19 protein-coding genes are annotated in these 20,074 nt (G+C 66.7%); 9 read left to right on the top strand and 10 right to left on the bottom strand.

Features of this window, described 5'->3' with window-relative positions; translation table 11 throughout:
* Window positions 1–114: 114 nt before the first annotated feature.
* On the top strand, window positions 115–2,505 hold the full coding sequence (locus Tchar_RS01650; protein ID WP_408033526.1) for a penicillin-binding protein 1A: 2,391 nt from the start codon (window positions 115–117) through the stop codon (window positions 2,503–2,505).
* 181 nt (window positions 2,506–2,686) lie between these two features.
* Here Tchar_RS01650 and cyaY read toward each other — a convergent pair whose 3' ends face one another.
* A complete protein-coding gene (gene cyaY, locus Tchar_RS01645; RefSeq protein WP_144327359.1) occupies window positions 2,687–3,022 on the bottom strand; it encodes an iron donor protein CyaY in 336 nt (111 codons plus the stop codon).
* On the opposite strand from cyaY, the gene lptM reads away from it, so the two are divergent.
* Together lptM and lysA are read left to right on the top strand one after the other, a co-directional pair.
* Window positions 2,904–3,257 carry an LPS translocon maturation chaperone LptM gene (gene lptM, locus Tchar_RS14280; protein ID WP_408033525.1) on the top strand — a complete coding sequence of 118 codons (354 nt, stop codon included), beginning with the start codon at window positions 2,904–2,906 and terminating at the stop codon, window positions 3,255–3,257. The genes cyaY and lptM overlap by 119 nt on opposite strands.
* Before the next feature lie 68 nt (window positions 3,258–3,325).
* Complete coding sequence (lysA, locus tag Tchar_RS01635; RefSeq protein ID WP_144327432.1) at window positions 3,326–4,624, top strand: diaminopimelate decarboxylase; 1,299 nt, start codon at window positions 3,326–3,328, stop codon at window positions 4,622–4,624.
* Here lysA and Tchar_RS01630 read toward each other — a convergent pair.
* From Tchar_RS01630 to Tchar_RS01610, 5 genes are all read right to left on the bottom strand, one after another.
* Window positions 4,610–5,248 carry a protein-methionine-sulfoxide reductase heme-binding subunit MsrQ gene (locus tag Tchar_RS01630; RefSeq protein WP_144327357.1) on the bottom strand — a complete coding sequence of 213 codons (639 nt, stop codon included), beginning with the start codon at window positions 5,246–5,248 and terminating at the stop codon, window positions 4,610–4,612. The two genes, lysA and Tchar_RS01630, sit on opposite strands and share 15 nt — an antisense overlap.
* 22 nt (window positions 5,249–5,270) lie before the next feature.
* Window positions 5,271–6,320 carry a protein-methionine-sulfoxide reductase catalytic subunit MsrP gene (msrP, locus tag Tchar_RS01625; RefSeq protein WP_144327356.1) on the bottom strand — a complete coding sequence of 350 codons (1,050 nt, stop codon included), beginning with the start codon at window positions 6,318–6,320 and terminating at the stop codon, window positions 5,271–5,273.
* A gap of 55 nt (window positions 6,321–6,375) precedes the next feature.
* Window positions 6,376–7,737 carry a c-type cytochrome biogenesis protein CcsB gene (ccsB, locus tag Tchar_RS01620; RefSeq protein ID WP_144327355.1) on the bottom strand — a complete coding sequence of 454 codons (1,362 nt, stop codon included), beginning with the start codon at window positions 7,735–7,737 and terminating at the stop codon, window positions 6,376–6,378.
* Complete coding sequence (locus Tchar_RS01615; RefSeq protein ID WP_144327354.1) at window positions 7,737–9,878, bottom strand: cytochrome c biogenesis protein ResB; 2,142 nt, start codon at window positions 9,876–9,878, stop codon at window positions 7,737–7,739. Before Tchar_RS01615 ends, ccsB begins: the two co-directional genes overlap by 1 nt.
* Window positions 9,879–10,044: 166 nt before the next feature.
* Window positions 10,045–10,659: a c-type cytochrome gene (locus Tchar_RS01610; protein WP_144327353.1), complete on the bottom strand. Its 615-nt coding sequence runs from the start codon at window positions 10,657–10,659 to the stop codon at window positions 10,045–10,047.
* 154 nt (window positions 10,660–10,813) lie between these two features.
* Between Tchar_RS01610 and yihA the strand changes: the two genes are divergently transcribed.
* From yihA to Tchar_RS01585, 5 genes are all read left to right on the top strand, one after another.
* The gene (yihA, locus tag Tchar_RS01605) at window positions 10,814–11,428 is read left to right on the top strand and encodes a ribosome biogenesis GTP-binding protein YihA/YsxC (RefSeq protein ID WP_144327352.1); all 615 of its coding nucleotides are present in this window, start codon (window positions 10,814–10,816) and stop codon (window positions 11,426–11,428) included.
* Window positions 11,429–11,466: 38 nt separating this feature from the next.
* Window positions 11,467–12,393: an alpha/beta fold hydrolase gene (locus Tchar_RS01600; protein WP_144327351.1), complete on the top strand. Its 927-nt coding sequence runs from the start codon at window positions 11,467–11,469 to the stop codon at window positions 12,391–12,393.
* A 277-nt stretch (window positions 12,394–12,670) separates the two neighbouring features.
* On the top strand, window positions 12,671–13,660 hold the full coding sequence (locus tag Tchar_RS13795) for a type I restriction enzyme HsdR N-terminal domain-containing protein (protein WP_201739269.1): 990 nt from the start codon (window positions 12,671–12,673) through the stop codon (window positions 13,658–13,660).
* Window positions 13,629–13,880, top strand: a complete 252-nt coding sequence (locus tag Tchar_RS01590; RefSeq protein WP_144327350.1) for a FitA-like ribbon-helix-helix domain-containing protein — start codon at window positions 13,629–13,631, stop codon at window positions 13,878–13,880. The genes Tchar_RS13795 and Tchar_RS01590 overlap by 32 nt, the downstream gene beginning before the upstream one ends.
* Window positions 13,877–14,305 (top strand): type II toxin-antitoxin system VapC family toxin, encoded by a 429-nt coding sequence (locus tag Tchar_RS01585; protein ID WP_144327349.1) that lies wholly within the window; start codon window positions 13,877–13,879, stop codon window positions 14,303–14,305. The genes Tchar_RS01590 and Tchar_RS01585 overlap by 4 nt, the downstream gene beginning before the upstream one ends.
* Window positions 14,306–14,597: 292 nt before the next feature.
* Here the strand turns inward: Tchar_RS01585 and Tchar_RS01575 are convergent, their stop codons facing one another.
* Window positions 14,598–15,599 carry an IS5 family transposase gene (locus Tchar_RS01575; protein ID WP_236640091.1) on the bottom strand — a complete coding sequence of 334 codons (1,002 nt, stop codon included), beginning with the start codon at window positions 15,597–15,599 and terminating at the stop codon, window positions 14,598–14,600.
* 170 nt (window positions 15,600–15,769) lie between these two features.
* On the bottom strand, window positions 15,770–16,624 hold the full coding sequence (locus tag Tchar_RS01570) for a lysophospholipid acyltransferase family protein (RefSeq protein ID WP_144327348.1): 855 nt from the start codon (window positions 16,622–16,624) through the stop codon (window positions 15,770–15,772).
* Window positions 16,625–16,872: 248 nt separating this feature from the next.
* Here Tchar_RS01570 and metK point away from each other — a divergent pair, with 248 nt between their 5' ends.
* Entirely contained in the window at window positions 16,873–18,057 is a 1,185-nt protein-coding gene (gene metK, locus Tchar_RS01565; protein ID WP_144327347.1) for a methionine adenosyltransferase, read from the top strand.
* Here the strand turns inward: metK and Tchar_RS01560 are convergent.
* Together Tchar_RS01560 and istB are read right to left on the bottom strand one after the other, a co-directional pair.
* Complete coding sequence (locus Tchar_RS01560) at window positions 17,996–19,159, bottom strand: hypothetical protein (protein ID WP_144327346.1); 1,164 nt, start codon at window positions 19,157–19,159, stop codon at window positions 17,996–17,998. The genes metK and Tchar_RS01560 overlap by 62 nt on opposite strands.
* Window positions 19,160–19,205: 46 nt before the next feature.
* Window positions 19,206–19,994 (bottom strand): IS21-like element helper ATPase IstB, encoded by a 789-nt coding sequence (gene istB, locus Tchar_RS01555; protein WP_144327345.1) that lies wholly within the window; start codon window positions 19,992–19,994, stop codon window positions 19,206–19,208.
* Window positions 19,995–20,074 lie beyond the last annotated feature (80 nt).

Raw genomic sequence — 20,074 nt, 5'->3', positions numbered from 1 at the left:
CGTTGCCGCCACCGCACAACGTCCCCACGCGGACGGCATCGAGCCCGCCGCCGCAGCGTCTGCCGCACCCGCTCCCTTTCCTATAATCCACGGCCACCGGTTGCCCACTGCCCCATGTCTCGCTCCGCCACGCCAACGGGCTCTGCCCCTGCCCCCGCCCAGGGGCGCCCGGCCGCGCGACCCTGGTGGTGGCGGGCGTTGGGCGGCGCGGCAGCGCTGCTGGCCACAGCCCTCGTTTCCGTGGCCATGTTGGTGGGCCTGGCGCTGGCGGTGGCCTACCCCAACCTGCCCGACGTCAGCGAGCTGGCCGACTACCGCCCCAAATTGCCGCTGCGCGTGTACGCGCGCGATGGCTCGCTGCTGGGCGAGTTCGGCGAGGAGCGGCGCAACCTGGTGCGGTTTCGCGACATTCCGCCGGTTGTGGTCAAGGCAGTGCTCGCCATCGAAGATGCGCGCTTCTTCGAACACAGCGGCGTCGACTACCGCGGTCTGCTGCGCGCCGCGCTGGCCAATCTGAGCGAGGCCAAGAGCCAAGGTGCCTCCACCATCACGATGCAGGTGGCCCGCAACGTCTATCTCTCCAGCGAAAAGAGTTACCTGCGCAAAATCTACGAAATTTTGCTGACATTCAAACTCGAGCATCTGCTGACCAAGGAGCAGATCCTCGAGATCTACATGAACCAGATTTTCCTGGGCCACCGCTCCTACGGTTTCGCGGCCGCGGCGCGCACGTACTTCGGCAAATCGCTGCAGGAGCTCACCGTTGCCGAGGCGGCCATGCTGGCCGGTCTGCCCAAGGCACCGTCGGCGTACAACCCGATCAACAACCCACGCCGGGCGCGGGCTCGGCAGCTCTACATCATCGACCGCATGCTCGAAAACGGCTTCATCACCGAAGCCGAGGCCGAAGCGGCGCGCCATGAACCGCTGCGCCTGCGCCGCCCCCAGGGCGACGATGCATTGCGCGCCGAATACGTGACCGAAATGGTGCGCCAGGCCATCGTCGAGCGCTACGGCGAAGACGCCTACACCGCCGGCCTGCAAGTGGTCACCACCGTCGATCCGGCCCTGCAGCGCGCCGCCTGGCGTGCCGTGCGTCAGGGGCTGCTGGACTTCGAGCGGCGCCAGCATTACCGCGGGCCCGAGCGCTTCATCGAATTGCCCGCCGACCCCGCGGCCCGCGATACGGCCATCGACGAGGCGCTGGCCGCCCACCCGGACAACGACCCTTTTCTCAGCGCCGTGGTGCTGGCGGCCGACGCGCGTAAGGTCGTGGTGGTGCGCGGTGACGATGCCCCGATCGAGATCACCGGTGCCGGGCTGGAAGCGGTGCGCTCGGCCTTGGCACCCAACGCACCGCCGCAGATCGCGCTGCGCCCGGGTGCAGTGGTGCGCATCGCCCGCGTCGGCACCAGTTGGGTGCTGACCCAGCTGCCGGAGGTAGAGGCTGCCTTCGTCGCCGTCGATCCTCGCGACGGTGGCATCCGCGCGCTGGTGGGCGGCTTCGATTTCGAGCGCAACAAATTCAACCGCGTCACCCAGTCGCAGCGTCAGCCCGGCTCCAGCTTCAAACCTTTCATCTATTCCGCAGCGCTGGAGAAGGGCATCATGCCCGCCACCATCGTCAACGACGCGCCGCTGTTTTTCCCGGCCAGCGTCACTGGCGGCAAACCGTGGGAGCCGAAAAATTACGATGGTCAGTACGAGGGGCCGATGACGGTGCGCACGGCGCTGGCCAAATCCAAAAACATGGTCTCGATCCAGGTATTGCGCGCCGTCGGCACCCAATCCGCTCAGCAGTGGATCGAGCGCTTCGGGCTCGATCCCGCCAAGCATCCGCCATACCTGACGATGGCGCTGGGCGCCGGCGCCGTCACGCCGCTGGAGATGGCAGCCGGCTACGCGGTCTTCGCCAACGGGGGACATTACCTGCCGCCGGTGCTCATCACGCGCATCGCCGACCCCAATGGGCGCGTGCTGCTGGAGGTGCCCGCCCAGCAACCCGACGAAGCGCGGCGCACGCTGCCCGAGCGCAACGCCTTCGTGATGAGCCAACTGCTCAACGAAATCACCCGCTCGGGCACGGCCGCGCGTGCCCAAGCCACGCTCAAGCGGCCCGATCTGTACGGCAAAACCGGCACCACCAACGATGCACGGGACGCCTGGTTCGTCGGTTTTCACCCGACGCTGTCAGCGGCGGCCTGGCTGGGCTACGACACGCCGCGCAACCTGGGCCGACGCGCCACCGGCGGGGCGTTGGCACTGCCGATCTGGATCGGCTTCATGGAGCAGGCGCTGCGCAATGTGCCGGTGCAGGAAATCGCGGCGCCGCCTGGGGTCGCCTTCGTCGATGGCGACTGGGTTTATCAAGAATACGCCGACGGCAGCTATGTGTTGCGCTTAGGTTTCGGTAACCCCGCGCAAACCGCGCCGGGTGAAGCCCCGCCGGATGGAGGCACCGACGCGCAGGAACGGCGCAGCATCCTCGATTTGTTCCGGCAGTGATGTGCGGTGGTGACACCGGCGTGCTTCGAAGCGGACGCTCGGATGGCTCTTGGCCGCTGACGGCGTGGCCCGCACGCCATCGCCTCGCTGTCCCCGGACGCCGAGTCGCCCACCTCTTGTGAGCGCACCGCAGCGCCGCCCGATCGCGTCCCGTCGGTAACGAGGAGCAGCCGCCCTTGCCTCACTGAAGGGGCCGAAACGTCAGCGGGATGCCGGCCTGCAGCGACGCCTCGCGGGACAAATGGGCAAAAAACTCGCCCGCCCCTTTGGTGTCCGTCCAATGCGCGCCGTCGTAGCGGTAGTGGTAGCCGCCGCTGCGCGCCGCCATCCAAATTTCGTGCAGCGGCTTTTGCAGGTTGATGACGATCTGGCTGCCGTTGCGAAACGTCAACGTCACCATGCCGCCGACGCGCTGGTTGTCGATATCGGCGTCGGTCTCTTCGTTGATGCGGTCACAATTGAGCTCCACCGCACGCAGCACGGCTTCGGCACGGTCGAGGTATTCGAGGTCGGTCATCACTACAATCGCGAGGATGTTTGCCTTGCCAATGATTGTAGGCCGGGTGGCCGTGGCGTCCGCCGCCCTGGCTGTCTTGACCCTGACGGGATGCGGCCAAAAGGGACCGCTCAGCCTGCCTCAGGCGCACGCGCCGACAGGGGGCTCCCCCCAGGAAGCCACCTTCCCGGTGCCCGACGATTTGGAGCCTGCGCCCCCCGCCAATGCACCACGGGACGGCGCCCTTCCCACATGACCGCCCGCCCCGGTTCGGCCGACACCGCGCTGCCCACCATGACCCCGACCTCGCCTGACCCCGTTGCAATGCCCGCCCTGCCTGGCGCCCCCTACTTTCACTGGCGCGACGGTGAACTGTGGGTCGAGGAGTTGCCGGTGGCCGAGTTGGCGCGCGCACACGGTACACCGCTGTTCGTCTATTCCGCGAGCGCCATGCGCGATGCCGCCCGCGCTTACCAACAGGCGCTGGCGGGGCGCGATGCGCTGGTGTGCTACGCGATGAAGGCCAACTCCACACTGGCGGTGCTGGAGCTGTTCGCGCGCGCGGGCTGTGGCTTCGACATCGTCTCGGGTGGGGAACTGGAGCGGGCCTTGCGCGCCGGCGCCGACCCGCAACGCATCGTCTTCTCGGGCGTGGGCAAGACACGCGCCGAAATGCGTCGCGCCTTGCAGGTGGGCATCGGCTGCTTCAACGTGGAAAGCCTGGCCGAGCTGGACGTGCTCGACGCCGTGGCACGTGAGCTGGGCTGCCGCGCGCCGGTCAGTCTGCGCGTCAACCCGGATGTGGACGCGCAGACCCACCCCTACATCTCCACCGGCCTGCGCGACAACAAGTTTGGCATCCCGCACGAGCAGGCGCTGGCCGCCTACCAACGGGCGGCGACGCTGCCCGGTCTGCAGGTGGTGGGCATCGACTGCCACATCGGGTCGCAGATCACGTCCGTCGCGCCGTATCTGGATGCGCTCGACCGCGTGCTCGACCTGGTGGAGCAGGTGGAAGCGGCGGGCATTGCGCTGCACCACCTGGACTTGGGCGGTGGCCTGGGCATCACCTACCGCGACGAGACCCCGCCCGCCGTGCAAGCGTGGATGGCCGCCCTGCTGCAGCGGCTGGACGCGCGCGGCCACGGCCACCGGCGGCTGCTGTTCGAACCCGGCCGCTCGCTGGTGGGCAACGCCGGCATTTGCGTCACCGAGGTGTTGTACACCAAGCCGGGGCCGGCAAAGTCGTTCTTGATCGTCGATGCCGGCATGAATGACCTGCCGCGCCCGGCGATGTACGAGGCCTACCACGCCATCGTGCCGGTGCGCCCGCGCGCGGGCACCCCCGAACTGTGGGACGTGGTGGGGCCAGTGTGCGAGAGCGGCGACTGGTTGGGCCGCGACCGCGCGCTGGTGACCCAGGCCGGGGACTGGCTGGCCGTGGCCTCGGCCGGCGCGTACTGCATGAGCATGGCCAGCCACTACAACACGCGTGGCAAGGCGGCCGAAGTGCTGGTCAGCGGCGCGCGCAGCCAGCTGATTCGGGCGCGCGAAGTGCCCAGCGACCTGTGGCGGCAGGAGCGTGCCCTGGCGCTGGACGTGGTAACGTCAACGCGGGCTTGACGGTACGCGCCGCCGGCGCGTCCACCACCAGCGCACCCCACGCCAGCCCAGCAGGAGGGCCAGCACGCTCGCTGCCAGGACCACATCCGCGTAGTCGCGCTTGCCCGCGCGCATCCACCAAAAATGCAGGCACACCAGCGCGGCCACGACGTACACCGCCCGGTGCAGCGCGCGCCAGCGCAGCGCGCCCAGCCAGCGAACGGCAGCCCCGTGTGAGGTCGCCGCCAAGGGCACCAACAGGCCGAAGGTGGCCATCCCCACGGCGATGAAGGGCCGCTGCGCGACGTCGTCCACCACGGCAGCCAGCCGCCCGCCTTGATCCAGCCAAGCGTAGGCCAGCAGGTGCATGGCCGCGTAGGTAAACGTCCACAGCCCCAACGGTCGGCGCCAGGCGGCCCAGGTTCGCCAGCCGGTCGCCTCGCGCAGCGGGGTCACCGCTAGCGTGGCACACAGCAGCCCCAGCGCCCAGTCGCCCAGGCCGCGAATCAAGGCCTCAGCCGGGTTGGCACCCAGGCGATCGGCCAGCGCCGCCCCCCACAGCCACAGCGCCGGGGCCACCAGCGCGGTCATTACCCACGGGCGCAGGGCCCGCACCGCGGTCTCGGCCCATTCCCGCGTGCTCATGGGGGAGCTCACGGCGCCGGCGTCAGAAATAGCGCCGCAGGTCCATGCCGGCGTACAGGTGGGCCACCTGTTCGGCATAGCCGTTGAACGGGAGCGTGGGCACGCGCGGCGCAAAAACGCCCCCCTGCCCCAGGCGCCGCTCGGTGGCCTGGCTCCAGCGCGGGTGCGGCACGTCGGGGTTGACGTTGGCGTAAAAGCCATACTCATGGGGTGCGGCCGTGGCCCAACTGGTGGCGGGCTGGCGCTCCACGAAGCGCAGCCGCACGATCGATTTGCCGCTTTTGAACCCGTATTTCCAGGGCACCACCACCCGCACCGGCGCGCCGTTTTGCGGCAGCAGGACCTCGCCATATGCCCCCAACGTCAACAGCGTCAACGGGTGGCGGGCCTCATCCAGGCGCAGGCCCTCGACGTAAGGCCACAGCAGCACCGACGAGCGCAGCCCCGGCATGCTGTGCGCATCCGCCAGCGAATGAAATTCGACATATTTGGCGCTGCCCAAGGGCTGCGCCCGCTCGATGAGCGCCGCCAGCGGGTAGCCGATCCACGGAATCACCATCGACCAGCCTTCGACGCAGCGCAGCCGGTAGATGCGCTCCTCCAGCGGTGCCAGCCGCAGCAGCTCGTCGATGTCCAGCGTCAGCGGACGCGCCACCAGGCCGTCGATGTGCACGGACCACGGCCGCAGCGGCATGTGGTGCGCCAGCCGGGCCGGGTCGGCCTTGTCAGTACCAAATTCATAAAAATTGTTGTAGCGCGTGGCCAGGTCACGCGGCGTCACGGCGTCAGCCGCGCGGGCACCCGGCACCTGACTCGGCCGCGCAGCAAGGGGTTGCGCGGAGGTGTGCCCCGACGAACGGGCGGCTTGCGGGTCCCAGCTCGCGACGGGGGACCGGTTCCCGGGCATCGCCTCGACGGGGGAGGCGGGAGCCGACGCCGAGGATGTGGCCCATGCCTGCCCCGTTGGGACGGACCACGCCGCGCCCAGCGCCGCCCACCCGGCGCGGCGCAACCAGGCACGCCGGTCCTCGAACAGCGCGCGCGGGGTGATTTCGCTGGGCTGAATTCGCATCGCCACCCCCTTCGTTCACGGCGCTGAGTTGCCCGGCGCACTGCCAGGCGACGGCTTACAGCCCGCCGTAGCTGTGCAACCCGCTCAAAAACATGTTCACGCCCAAGAACGCGAAGGTGGTGATGGCCAGACCCACCAGCGCCCACCAAGCGGCCACCGTGCCGCGCAGGCCCTTGATCAAGCGCATGTGCAGCCACGCCGCGTAGTTCAGCCACACGATCAGCGCCCAGGTTTCCTTCGGGTCCCAGCTCCAGTAGCCGCCCCAGGCCTCGGCCGCCCAGAGCGCACCGAGCACCGTGGCGATGGTGAAGAACGCAAACCCCACCGCAATCGCCTTGTACATCACATCGTCGAGCACCTGCAGACTGGGCAGGCGCTCGGCGATACGGCGGCGCGCAGCCAAGATGCCGCCGACGATCAAGGCCGACACACCAAAGTAGATGAACCAGTAACTGCCACCGCGCTCCGCCGCCCCCTGCCGAAACACCAGCGGCTCGAAGCACAGCACGATGCCCAACGCCCACAGCGGCGCCAGCTTCCACCAGCGCGTCTCGGCCGCGCTTTGTTTGATCAGATAGGCAAAGGCCAACATCGCAGCAATCGCGAAAGTGCCGTAGCCGATGAAGTTGGCCGGCACGTGCAGCTTCATCCACCAGCTCTGCAGCGCCGGTACCAGGGGCTGGATTTGATGCGCCTCGCGCACCACGGTGTACCACAGCAAAAAGCCCACCGCGGCGCTGACGATCAGCATCGCAAACGCGCCCATCCGCCGCGTCTGGTAGCGATCTTCGTAGTACAGGTAGTACACCGCCGTCAACCAGGCAAACAGCACGAATACCTCGTACAGATTGCTCACCGGAATGTGGCCGATGCCGGGCCCGAGCTGGTGGCTCTCGTACCAGCGCACCATGGTGCCCACCAGCGCCAGCGCCACCGCCGCCCAGGCGATGCGCGAGCCCAAGCGCTCGGCCGCATCACCACCGCGGGGCGCGAGCAGCCCGATCCAATAAAACACCGTGCTCATGAAAAACAGCACGCTCATCCACAAGATGGCGGACTGGCTGGACAAAAAATATTTCAGCCAGAACACCTGCTCGGAGCGCCCGAGGTCCGCCCCGGCATCACCCTGATACAGCCCGATGGCCAGTAGCGACAGCGCCGCCACCACCACCGTCAGCGGCTGCACCGGGCGCCAAAACCACGCCAGTGCGACCAGACTGGGGGCCGTGCCCGCCAAGATGGCGCGCTCGTAGCCGTCCATGCGCGCGCCGTAGATGGCAAAGGCCACCCCCGTGCCCACCAGCACCAGCAGCGCGTACAACCAGTCCCAGAGGCTACGGCGCGCCAGCCAGCCACGCCAGCCATGGGCGTCGCGCCCGGCCGGTTGCAGGTCGATCGTCTCGGTCACGGTGGTCATCAGGCACCTCCTGGAGTGGGCGAAGACAACAGGGCTTTGAGGGAATCGAACTCGCGGTCGTTGTCCAGCAGCTTGCGGTTACTCGACAGCGCCATCGTCGCCGCCGCGCCCGACGGTGCGGGCGCCAGCCACACCCAAAGACGACGTTCGCGCACGTACAGCATCGCAAAAACGCCCACGATCAGCAACACGCACCCGATATAGACAATGGTCTTGCCAGGGGCGCGCGCCACCTGGAAGACGCTGGCTTGCACGTGCTCGAAATCAGTCAGCATCAACACCAGCGGCGCGGGGTAGAAGAAGGCATCCGACAGGCTCAACACCGCCTGCGTCATGAAGGCCGCCGTCGCCTCGCCGCGCTCGGCCGCCGGCACCCCGGCGCGCTCACGGCTGAGTTGGTACAGCTCGAACAGCGTACCGTTGAGAATGCGCAGCAGCACTTCGCCGGCGCGCTCGCGCTCGACCTCGGGCACGTTGGCTTCCATGAACGCCGACAGCGCTTGCAAACCACCCAGCCGCGGCGCCCCGCCGTGCGGCAGACGCTCGATTTCCGGATCCACTCCGGCAAACAAATCGATGGCACGCTGGGCCGAGCCCTGCAACGCCGCCACCACCGCCGGCGGCTGCCCGGCGCTGGCCTGGGCCACGTAGCGCTGCACGGCGCGCCGGCGCAGCCCCTCATCGGCCAAGGCGGCCTGCAGCCGCAGAAAGCCCTCCAGGCTGTCGTTTTCGTCCACCGGCACGCGCAGATAGCGAAACGGCTCGGCCGGCGTGTCGCGCACCCCGAACAAATACACACGCTGGCCGTCGAGCTCGATGGGCAGCTGATAGTTGTGATATTCGCGCGCCTGGCCGGCTTCATCACGCAGCTTGTAGGTGACGCTGGGGCCGACGTTGCGCAGCGTGCGCTCGCGCACCGTTTTGTGGCCCGCGCCTAAGCGCGCTTCGATGGCTTGGCGCAGATCGACCCGGCGCACGTCAGCGCCGTCGCCGTCGCGCGCCCCGCCGAAATTTTCCACGTTGATGACGCGCAACCCCGTGAACTCCAGGCGCAGCCGCTCGCTGCCGTTGGTCAGGGTGGTGGCCTCGCCGATGCGGCCCTGCACCTCGAACGGGGCCACCGCCGCGCCCATCGGCAGCGCGCGCAGCTTCACCAGCGAGCCCCCATCGTCGAAGCTGGATTGATAAATGTGTATGCCTCGATGCTCCACCGGGTGGTTGACCTCCACCCGCGCCGGAATCGCCTCACCGCTGTAGCGGTCGTGGATGACGATTTCGCTGGCAAAAAGACGCGGCATCCCGGTGTCGTAGTACTCGACGATAAATTTCTTCAGTTCGACGTCGAACGGCAACTCCTGCAACACCACGCCTTCGGGCTGCGCCAGCACCGCCACGCCAGCGCGCGTGCCTTCCGTGACCAGCAAATTGCCGCGAAAGGTGGGGTTGGCGTCGCTCAAACGGTGTTTGTCGGGCACGTCGGCAATCAGCCCGCTGCCGCGCAGCGGCTCCTTGCCCCCAAACCACATCTGCGCGCGCACCATCAGGTCGCCGTCGAACAAGCCCCCGATGCAGATGATGACGATGGCCGCATGCGCCGCCAAATACCCCAGCTTGTTGGCCGCCCCGGCCTTGGCCGCCACCATCCAACCGGTACCGGCGGGTGTTTCGCGGGCTTGCAGCCGCACCTTCCACCCGCGCGCCAGCAGTGCCTGACCGATGCGCTCGGCCGCCGCGCGCGGTGCTTCGGCCAGCTCCGCTTGCGCCTTGTGGTGAAACGCCTGCAGGCTTTGCTCGCGCACGTGCTCCTTGTACTGGCGCAGGTCGGCCAGGATCTTGGGCGTGTTGCGCACGATGCACAGCGAGGTGCTGATCACCAAAAACGCCAGGATCAGCAAAAACCACCAGGCGCTGTAGACCGCGTACAGCGACAGCGCGCCGAACACCTCCGACCAAAACGGGCCAAACTGATTGACGTAGTTGTTGATCGGTTCGTGCTGCTTGAGCACGGTGCCCACCACCGAGGCGATGCAAATCACCGTCAGCAGCGCGATGGCAAAGCGCATCGACGACAGCAGTTCGACGACTGCTGCCAGCCAGCGGTTCGTGGCGCGCAACTCGATTCCGGCGGTGGAAGCACTCATGCGGATTCGGCTAGACAAAAAAGGCAGGCCCGCGGGGCCTGCCTGCCATGGGATCGGTTGCGGGGCAGAAGGTTCCGGACTGCGGGCCGGCCACCGACGACAATATTAACAGTCACTGATATTGTGCGCCGCCGCAGCGCCACTTACCCCCGAAGTGCCCGGGGCCTCACTGCAAACCGGCGATGTACTGCGCCAACGCCGCGATCTCATGGTCGGTGAGATAGCGAGCGATTTCGTGCATCTGTTTGCTGTTGGCGCGCTCGTTGCTGCGGAAGAGCTTCAGTTGCGTGGCCGTGTACTCGGCGTGCTGCCCCGCCAAGCGCGGGTACTCGGCCGGGATACCCGCGCCGTTGGGCGAGTGGCACCCCGCGCAGGCCGGAATGCGACGATCCATCAAGCCGCCACGGTAGATGCGCTCGCCCAGGCGCACCAGCTCGGCGTCGGTGGCAAAGCCCGGCGCCGCCTTTTGGCTGGCCAGCCAGTGGGCGATGTCACGCATGTCCTGCTCCGACAGCGCCGACGCGAAGCCCACCATCACCGCGTTGGCGCGCTTGCCGCTTTTGTACTCAGCGAGCTGCTTGATCAGGTATTCCGGATGCTGCTGGGCCAGCTTGGGGTTGGCCGCGGTGGTCGAATTGCCATCCGCCGCGTGGCACGCCACACACACCTGACCGAACAGCGCCGCACCGCGCTTGACATCGGGCTGGGCGCTTTGTGCGTGGGCAGACCAGGACAAGGTGGCGGCCAAGGCGGCCCCGATGAGCGTGACGAAGGGTTTCATGACGAGATCGCTGATTGGGCGCGAGTGACACCGGGCGGCATCCACTGCCCAGCCCGGCAGACCAAGGGTTCACCCGGATTCTACAATGCCCCCAGAACTCGGTATGGACAAACACCCACCCTCCACGCTTGCCGCGCCGGCAACACCGACCCCCATGGCATGGCTGCACACCGCGCGCTTTCTCACCGAAGCTCCGCAGCTGCAGCATCTGCCCGTGCTGACGGTGCCCGAAATCGCCTTCGTCGGTCGCTCCAACGCCGGCAAGTCCACCTGCATCAACACGCTGACCCAACAGCGGCAACTGGCCTTCGCCTCCAAAATGCCCGGGCGCACGCAAAGCATCGTGCTGTTTGCGCTGGGCAAGAGCGGGCAGACCGACGCTGTGCTGGCCGATTTGCCCGGTTACGGCTACGCGGCGGTGCCGCAAGCGGCCAAACGGCGCTGGCAACAGGTCATGGCGAACTACCTGGTCAGTCGGCCCAACCTGCGTGCGGTCGTGCTGCTGTGCGACGCACGCCTGGGGCTGACCGAGCTCGACGAAGCCCTGTTGGAGATCATCCGTCCCCGGGTCGAACAGGGGCTGGACTTTCTGGTGCTGCTGACCAAAGCCGACAAACTGTCGCGCCAGGAGGGACTCAAGGCCCTGTCCGTTGCGCGACTGCAATGCCGCGGCGGTGATGCGATGCTGTTTTCCGCCCTGAAGCGCCAAGGAGTGGAAGACGTGGCCCAGCGACTGTGGGACTGGTCTCACCCCGAGTCTCCGCTGTAATGCGTGGCGCCGCAGGGCCCCGCCCGGAGACTGCGCCGATGATCGAGACCTTCTTCTGCCCACTGCCACACGGCATCACGCTGAGCGTGCGCGCCGCCGGCCAACGCGGCCGGCCGGTACTGGTGTTTTTGCACGGCTTTCCCGAGGCCGCCTTCGTTTGGGACGAGGCGCTGGCCTACTTCGCGCAGCCGCAACACGGGGGTTGGCGCTGTATCGCTCCCAATCTGCGCGGCTACGAACGCTCCAGCGCCCCCGCCGACCCACAGGCTTACCGCGCCCGCCACCTGGTACAGGATATCGCCGCGCTCATCGACGCCGTCACCTTCGACAGCCCCACGCCGGGGCAAGTCGGGGCACTGGTGGCGCATGACTGGGGCGGCGCCATCGCCTGGAATCTGGCCGCCACTCAACCACAGCGGCTGCGGCAACTGGTCATCCTCAACGCGCCGCACCCCGGCGCCTTCTGGCGCGACCTGCGGCAGTCGCCCGCCCAGCAGGCCGCCAGCGCCTACATGAATTTTCTGATCCGCCCCGACGCTGCCCAACGCCTGGCCGCCGACGGCTACGCCCAGCTGTGGCGCTTTTTCAAGGGCATGTCCGACACCTCGGCTTGGCTCACCCTGGCGCTGCAAGCGCAGTACGAAGCGGTGTGGGCGCTGGGCCTGCAGGGCGGTCTAAATTTCTACGCGGCCTCGCCACTGCGCCCGCCCACGGCGGATGACCCGGGCGCTGCCGGCGTCGAGCTGCCCGACAGCCTGCTGCACGTGTCCCTGCCCACCCTGGTGATCTGGGGCTTGCGCGACCAAGCCCTGCTGCCGTCGCTGCTGGACGGGTTGGATGCCTGGGTGCCGGATCTGCGCATCGAGCGCTTGCCCGAAGCGTCACATTGGCTGCTGCACGAGCAGCCTGCGCAGGTAATGAGCCTCATCGAGGCATACCTGATGAGACACCGGCTCGGGGACTGAGGCTGCCGTTCCGCGGCCCGTTGCAGCGCGGCTCCTGTAGGCCACGGATGAACCCACGCGATGTGAGCTCCGCGCGATGGATCGACACCCCAAAGCCGGCTTGCGGTTGCCCCACGCCGCCGATTTGAAGGATAAAGCGAAGCCTGCCGGCGATGCGAGCAGCCAAGCTCGGCAAGCGCTGCGCTCTTCAACGGTGCGGCGTATACTCGGTGGACGTTTGGTCTGATTCGTTTGATGACACGTCCCCCTGCCTGCCCGGACTCTGGATCCCGCCGCGATGAGTTGGGAAGACATCCGCGCTCTGGTAGCGAGCTTGGCCGTCCAAAGTCGGGAAACCGACCGCCTGATTCGAGAGCTACGCGAGAGCAGCCGCGAGACGGATCGTCGCATGCAGGAGACCCACCGGCAACTGCGTGAGTTGGGGTGGCAAATCGCAGGCTTAGGCGACAAGTTCGGCTACTTTGCCGAAGGCATGGCGCTGCCGTCGATGGAGCGCATTTTGCTGACGCGCTTTGGCATGGAGACGATCAACCCGCGCGTGCGCGTGCGCCGCGGCGGGCGCGAGCAGGAATACGACGTGCTCGCTTGGGCCAATGGCGCGGTCAACACCGCCGTGATCGTGGAGGTCAAAAGCCGCGTCAAGCGCGAAGCGATCGAGCAGCTCAAGCAGCAGCTGCAGGAGCTGCCGCAGCTGATCCCGGAGCTGGCGGGCAACGCGCGCATCGGCATCTTGTCTGGCATCGGCTGGGACCCTGGGGTGATGCAGGAAGCGCAAGCCGCGGGCCTGTACACCGCCACCATTCACGACGAGGTGTTTGAACTGACCACACCAAAGGACTTCACACCGCGGCGGTGGAAGGCAAAAAGGTCGCCTGTGTCAGTCGAGGATGTGAAGGCATGGCCGCTGGCCTGCCGGTATTGGTGGCCGACTGGGATGGCTACAAGGACACCGTGTGCGCGATGGGGTGGAGGGCTGTCGCATGCGGATGGACCCGTTTTACGCCTTCGCGGCCTATCCGACGCAAACGCTTGCCGAGCAGACAGTGCTGACGCTGGTCGATGCCGAGGTGGACAGCGCCATGGAGCGCACCCGGGCCTACCGACAGCTTGCCATGATCGACTTTGCCAAGGCAACGTTGGTTTGGCCCGCGAAGCTGGGGGTACTGAGGGTGCTTTGACGGAAAAGATGGCAACGCCTACAATGCAATCATTGCTATCAATCGGGGAGTGCTCCAATGGCAGCCTTGACGATTCGTCATGTGGATGACGCCATCAAGCAGGCACTGCGCATTCGTGCCGCGCAGCACGGGGTGTCGATGGAAGAGGAGGTCCGCCGCATTCTGCGTGAAGCCTTGCTTCGTGCGCCCAACGCCCAACCTTTGGGGCAGCGGCTGAAGCAGCGCTTTGCCGAGGTGGCCGATGCGGACTTTGAGTTACCCGCGCGCCGACCGCCGCGTACGCCGCCCAATTGGGATGACAGGCCATGAAGCTTCTCGACACCAATGTGCTGTCCGAATTCATGCGTCCGCAGCCCGCCGAAGCGGTGACGGCATGGCTGGATCGCCTCGACCCTGAACAGGTGTGGGTCTGCGCTGTGAGCCGCGCCGAGATCGCACTTGGTCTGGCGCTGATGCCTGCGGGCAAGCGCCAAGCGGCGCTGGCACGAGCGGCACAAGCGATGTTTGAGGAAGACTTTGCGGGGCGCTGCCTGCCCTTCGATGAGCGAGCGGCGCTACGCTACGCCGCTGTGGTGGCGCAGCGTATGCGCGCCGGACGCCCCATCAGCACTGAAGATGCGCAGATTGCCGCCATTGCGCTCGCGCACCATCTAACCTTGGCGACGCGTAACGTGTCTGACTTCGAAGGGATCGACGGCTTGAAGATCATCAATCCCTGGCTGCCCCATTTGTGAACATTCTCTTCATCCACCAAAACTTCCCCGGCCAGTTCAAACACCTGGCGCTGGGAATACAACGAGGAGCGGCCGAAGAAGGCATTGGGCAGACTGACACCGGGCGCCGATGCGAAGCAACTGGCATCCACTACCATCAACCCCGGACTCTAAGGAACCGCTGAACAATGCGACGTTTCAGGCCCGTTGACGCGACAGTGGGTTCTCTGTTCATGGCGGTGGGCGATTTTGGGGCCGTATGGCCCATCCATGGGCCTGTTTGCCCCCCTTGCGAGGGCTTTCACCCCCCTCATTACCGCGCTGCGGACGCACCAAGGCCTTGCGTGCCCAGCAGCCACCGGCGCGCCAGCACCAGGTTGGCCAGTGCAAACAGCGTCAACAGCTGCTGGCCGTTCTTGCGCAGCCCCCGATAGCGCGCCTTCTTGTGTCGAAAGAGGTTCTTGACCACATGAAAGGCATGCTCGACTTTGGCGCGAATGCACGCTTCTCCGCGCTCCAAGGCATCCATCACCCGCCCCAGAGAAGTGGTCTTGTCCAATGCCCGCCGCTTGCCTGGCCGCATCGCCACGTGCCAGGTCACGGACTTGCCCTGGTTTTCCGGGCGTTTGTCCGCCCCAAGGTAGCCCGCATCGGCAAAGACGTCGGTCTCTTGCCCGTGCAACAGCCGATGCGCCTGTGTCACATCAGCCACATTGGCCGCCGTGGTCACCACCGTGTGCACCAGGCCTGAGGCGGCGTCCGCTCCCACATGCGCCTTCACGCCACCAGGCGCCGTAGGCGCCGCAGGACGCTGGCGCAAGCCAGCGGTCCCGCCGCAGGCGGGATGCGCGCAGCTCACAAAGTACCACTGGTTGCCCTTCTTCGTCTGATGCATCTCCGGATCACGCTCACCGCGAGCGTTCTTGGTCGAGCTGGGGGCAGCAATGAGCGTGGCATCCACGACCGTGCCTCGGTGCATCGTCAGCCCACGCTCACGCAGATGAACGTTGATCGCCTCGAAGATGGCACGGGTCAGCTCGTGGACTTGGAGCAAGCGGCGAAACTTCAGCAGCGTCGTGGCATCGGGCACCTCGTCTGCGCCCAAGTCCACACCAACGAACCGGCGCACCGCATGGCTGTCGTAGACCGCATCCTCGATGCCTTCGTCCGACAACCCCAGGCACTGCTGCGCCACGTACATGGGCAGCATGCGCTCCAGACCCTTCGGGGGACGGCCACGATCGCCTTCTGAGTAGTGGGGGGCGATAACCTGCAACAGCTTCTCCCACGGAGTGATCGGACCGATCGCGTTCAAAAACCGCTCGCGTCGAGTCTAGCGCTTCTTCGCAGACCACTCCAGTTCGGCAAAACTCGTCTGTCTTTGCATGATGACCGCGCTCCTGCGAGGTCGTTGCCCTACATCTTAGCCACTGACTGCCCTCTCGGGGGCGATTAAATCAGTGTCTCCCTAGACCCCGGTTTGGCTCATATCGCCCCGGCCGACAGCGGCCGCGGCGCCTTGTAGCGGGCGTAGCCCCACAGATATTGCGCCGGCGCGCGCTCAATCAGGCGCTCCAGCGCGCGGTTGATTTGCGCGGCCGCTTGCTCCGCGTCGGCCGCGATGGGCTCCTCCATCACCTGTGCCCAGGGCTGCACGTGCACCACATACCCGCGGCCCCACGGCAGCCGCTCTCCCCAGGCCAGCAACACCTGCACGCCGGGCTGCTGCGCCAGCCGCGCCGCCAGCGTCATCGTGTAAGCCGGGCGGCCAAAAAATGGCGCCCACACCCCCAGCCCCTCGGGCGGCACCTGGTCGGGCAACAGGCCCACCGCCTCGCCGCGACGCAGGGCCTGCATCAACTGCCGCACCCCCGCCAGCGAGGTGGGCACCGCCGCCATGCCGTGGCGCTGGCGGACCTGGCGCAACAGCGCATCCAGCCCAGCATGACGCGACGGGCGGTACAGCACGGTGATGGGCGCGCCCCGCACGCCAAAACGCTCGGCATACGCGCGCGGCGTGACCTCGAAACACCCCAGGTGCGGCGTCAAAAACAACACGCCGCGGCGCTGCGCGAGTGCCGCTTCGATGTGCGCCGCCCCCTCCCAGCCTACGCGCACGGGCGCCCCGAACCACAGGCGCGGCAACTCGGCCACCTGCTGCCCCGCCGCCCCGACCGACGCCCAGCGCTGCCAACCGCGCACGCCAGCCCACCGCGTATGGACGCGCCAACGCCGGCGATAGGTGGGCGACGCCAACCACACCAGCCACCCCCCCGCCCAACCCACGGCGTGTGACAGCGGCAGCGGCCAGCGGGCCAGCCACCGAAACAAACGCATCATCGCACAGCCCTTCAAGACGCCTTCATCGGACGGCGCAGGCGGGTCTGCCGCCTCGCCCGTCGCCTCCATCGAACCGATGACTGGGTGGCGTGCGGTGCGCGGGCGCGCGCCCCAGGGTAGAATTCGGCCTCATCGCCGAGTTACCGAACTACTTGCGGGCGATTCACAAATGCCGCTAAAGCGTTCGCCACCACTCCCGCACGGGGCCGGCCGAACGCCGGCACCCACCAACCAAGGAGTGTATAGCCATGGCGAACGACTTCCTCTTCACCAGCGAATCGGTCTCCGAAGGCCACCCGGACAAAGTGGCCGACCAGATCTCGGACGCCATCCTGGACGCCATCCTGGAGCAAGACCCGCGCAGCCGCGTCGCCGCCGAGACGCTGTGCAACACCGGCCTGGTGGTATTGGCCGGTGAAATCACCACCAACGCGCATGTGGACTACATCCAGGTGGCGCGCGACACCATCAAGCGCATCGGCTACGACAACACCGAGTACGGCATCGACTACAAAGGCTGCGCGGTGCTGGTGGCCTACGACAAGCAAAGCAACGACATCGCCCAGGGCGTGGACCACGCCTCCGACGACTACCTCAACACCGGCGCGGGCGACCAGGGCCTGATGTTTGGCTACGCCTGTGACGAAACGCCCGAGCTCATGCCCGCGCCCATCTACTACGCGCACCGCATCGTCGAGCGCCAGGCCCAGCTGCGCAAGGACGGGCGGCTGCCCTTCCTGCGGCCCGACGCCAAAAGCCAAATCACCATGCGCTACGTGGACGGGCGCCCGCACAGCATCGACACGGTGGTGCTGTCCAGCCAGCACAGCCCCGAGATGAGCGACGGCAAACACATGAAGCCCGCCTTCATCGAGGCGTGCATCGAAGAAATCATCAAACCGGTGCTGCCCAAGGAGTGGCTGCACGACACCCGCTACCTCATCAACCCCACCGGGCGCTTCGTCATCGGCGGCCCGCAGGGCGACTGCGGCCTCACCGGCCGCAAGATCATCGTGGACACCTACGGCGGCGCCTGCCCGCACGGCGGCGGCGCGTTCAGCGGCAAAGACCCGACCAAGGTGGACCGCTCGGCCGCGTACGCGGCGCGCTACGTGGCCAAGAATATCGTCGCCGCCGGCTTGGCGCGCCAGTGCCAAATCCAGGTCAGCTACGCCATCGGCGTGGCGCGCCCCATCAACGTCACCGTCTACACCGAAGGCACCGGCGTCATCCCCGACGAGAAAATCGCCGCCATCGTCAACGAGGTATTCGACCTGCGGCCCAAAGGCATCATCCAGATGCTGGACCTGCTGCGCCCCATCTACGGCAAAACGGCCGCCTACGGCCATTTTGGCCGCGACGAGCCGGAGTTCACCTGGGAGCGCACCGACAAGGTGCAGGTGTTGCGGGATTTGGCGGGGATCCAGCCCTAATCCGGGCGGCGGCAGATGGGCCGCCGCCGCCCAATCCGTTCCCCCGGTGGACCCGGGGCCCGAATCGCCAGCAATCGCGTTCAAAGACCTCCGGCGTGGACACGATCTTGGTCTTATCAAAGACGCCATCGCCGTTCTCATCGATCTCCAGCAACGTCGTCATGTCCTGCCGCATCGTCACACGCATGCGCGACGCGGCACCCGTGATGATCGCCGCCCCGGCATGCGGCAGCGGACAGGCGCCATCGCGCACGGCAAAGCGCTGCTCGGTCGCCACGTCGAACGTCTTGCCGTTGAGCGCGACGCGCTCCGTGAGGTCAAACTGCCAATTGAGCAGGCCGTCCTGAGTGTCCATGCGATACAGGTAGTTGGTGTAGACGATGCTCTGACTGTCCAGCTTCAACGACATGTGGTCCGACGATATCTTGAATTGCCCCGTCAGAATGTCGTCGTCCCAGCCGCGGCGCGTGAAGTCGACATCCCAAGACATCGTTCCCTTCAGAAGTGCATTTTGACTGTCCACCCGAAGCCTCAGGTCCGAACTGATGTCAAAGACCGCTGACACGTTGGTCGCGGACACCGCACGAACAGATTTGACCTCCAGACGGATAAAGCCGTCGTACAAGGTATTCGAGAAGTCTTTGCACGAATCGTAGCGAACCTCCAGATAGTCGCCGGGGTGCCCTGTTTCTTCGTCCCCATCCTTATCGTAATAGGTGATGGTCTGCCTGCCGCCGTACCTACACGGCTCCTGCTCAGTCTCAATCGCCTTGGGTGCCAATGCCGTGGTATCGAAATCGCCGCCCAGCCGGGTAGCTCTGTAGCGCTGCAAGACATCTTGCAGTAACAATTGCTGTAATTGCACCTGGTGCGCCGATGCTGACGAATCGGCCGAGGCCAAAACAAGCATCGACCCCGCTGAAATCGCCATCGGATTGAGCGCCGCACCCGCCGTTTCGTTGGCGTTGCTCTCGGTAATGACATAACTCAGCTGGCCGCTTCCTCCTGAAGGCGCGCCGCTGTTGGTCCTCCTGAAGGCGCGCCGCTGTTGGGACTGGATGGCTCGTCGCCACCGCCACCACAACCAGCTGTCAAGCGACACGAAGATTTGACCCCCTGACGACATCTGGAATTGACCCCCGGGTTAATCAACTCTCTGACGTGATCGGGGTGGGGGCAGCGGCCTTGTGCAGAAGGCCGCTGCGGCGCTTGTCGCGCAGCCGATAGCTGTCGCCCCGGATCGTGATGACCTGGCTGTGGTGCAGCAGCCGATCGAGGATGGCGGTGGCGGCGACCGCGTCGCCGAACACCTGCCCCCACTCGCCGACCGGCCGGTTGCTGGTGATCAGCATGCTGGCCCGCTCATAGCGCCGCGACACGAGCTGGAAGAACAGGTGCGCGGCCGCCGGCTCAAGCGGCAGGTAGCCCAGTTCATCGATGATCAGCAGCTTGGGCTTGGAGAGCTGCAACAGCTTCTCCTCGAGCCGGCCATCGGCGTGCGCCTTCGTCAGCCCGGCCATCAGCGCCGCCGCCGAGGTAAAGAGCACCGTATAGCCGCGATCCACCGCTTCGCGCCCGAGGGCAATCGCCAGGTGCGTCTTGCCCACGCCGGGCGGGCCGAGCAGCAACAAGGCCTGACCGTGGCCGATCCAGCGCCCGGTGGCCAGATCCCGGATCTGCCCCGGATCGATCGAGGGCTGCGCGTCGAAGTCGAAGCCGTCGAGCGTGCGCACGCACGGGAAGCGGGCGAGCTTCATGCCCATCTGGATGCGCCGCGTGTCGCGCCGGGCGACCTCGCGCTCAGCCAGCAACAGCAGCGCCTCGCGCAGCGTCATCTGCGCCCGGCCGGCTTCGTCGAGCAGGCTGTCGAGCTGGTCGCGAATTGCTGTGAGCCGCAGCCGGGTGAGCAGTTCGTCGAGTCGGTCGGTATCGATCATCACCAGCCTCCTCCGACGAGCGCTTCGTACTCGGCCAACGGACGCAGCAGCGCATCGGTGGGCGGCGGCACTTCGATTGC

It is taken from the genome of Tepidimonas charontis (assembly GCF_007556685.1).
GTDB classification, from domain to species: Bacteria; Pseudomonadota; Gammaproteobacteria; order Burkholderiales; family Burkholderiaceae_C; genus Tepidimonas; species Tepidimonas charontis.
This window is presented reverse-complemented; position numbering and strand designations above follow the sequence as displayed.

Coding starts and splice junctions, on each gene's coding strand:
- Tchar_RS01650 (WP_408033526.1), top strand. CDS start 115: ATGTCTCGCTCCGCCACGCCAACGGGCTCTGCCCCTGCCCCCGCCCAG.
- lptM (WP_408033525.1), top strand. CDS start 2,904: ATGCCGCCGACGCGCTGGTTGTCGATATCGGCGTCGGTCTCTTCGTTG.
- cyaY (WP_144327359.1), bottom strand. CDS start 3,022: ATGACCGACCTCGAATACCTCGACCGTGCCGAAGCCGTGCTGCGTGCG.
- lysA (WP_144327432.1), top strand. CDS start 3,326: ATGCCCGCCCTGCCTGGCGCCCCCTACTTTCACTGGCGCGACGGTGAA.
- Tchar_RS01630 (WP_144327357.1), bottom strand. CDS start 5,248: ATGAGCACGCGGGAATGGGCCGAGACCGCGGTGCGGGCCCTGCGCCCG.
- msrP (WP_144327356.1), bottom strand. CDS start 6,320: ATGCGAATTCAGCCCAGCGAAATCACCCCGCGCGCGCTGTTCGAGGAC.
- ccsB (WP_144327355.1), bottom strand. CDS start 7,737: ATGACCACCGTGACCGAGACGATCGACCTGCAACCGGCCGGGCGCGAC.
- Tchar_RS01615 (WP_144327354.1), bottom strand. CDS start 9,878: ATGAGTGCTTCCACCGCCGGAATCGAGTTGCGCGCCACGAACCGCTGG.
- Tchar_RS01610 (WP_144327353.1), bottom strand. CDS start 10,659: ATGAAACCCTTCGTCACGCTCATCGGGGCCGCCTTGGCCGCCACCTTG.
- yihA (WP_144327352.1), top strand. CDS start 10,814: ATGGCATGGCTGCACACCGCGCGCTTTCTCACCGAAGCTCCGCAGCTG.
- Tchar_RS01600 (WP_144327351.1), top strand. CDS start 11,467: ATGATCGAGACCTTCTTCTGCCCACTGCCACACGGCATCACGCTGAGC.
- Tchar_RS13795 (WP_201739269.1), top strand. CDS start 12,671: ATGAGTTGGGAAGACATCCGCGCTCTGGTAGCGAGCTTGGCCGTCCAA.
- Tchar_RS01590 (WP_144327350.1), top strand. CDS start 13,629: ATGGCAGCCTTGACGATTCGTCATGTGGATGACGCCATCAAGCAGGCA.
- Tchar_RS01585 (WP_144327349.1), top strand. CDS start 13,877: ATGAAGCTTCTCGACACCAATGTGCTGTCCGAATTCATGCGTCCGCAG.
- Tchar_RS01570 (WP_144327348.1), bottom strand. CDS start 16,624: ATGATGCGTTTGTTTCGGTGGCTGGCCCGCTGGCCGCTGCCGCTGTCA.
- metK (WP_144327347.1), top strand. CDS start 16,873: ATGGCGAACGACTTCCTCTTCACCAGCGAATCGGTCTCCGAAGGCCAC.
- istB (WP_144327345.1), bottom strand. CDS start 19,994: ATGATCGATACCGACCGACTCGACGAACTGCTCACCCGGCTGCGGCTC.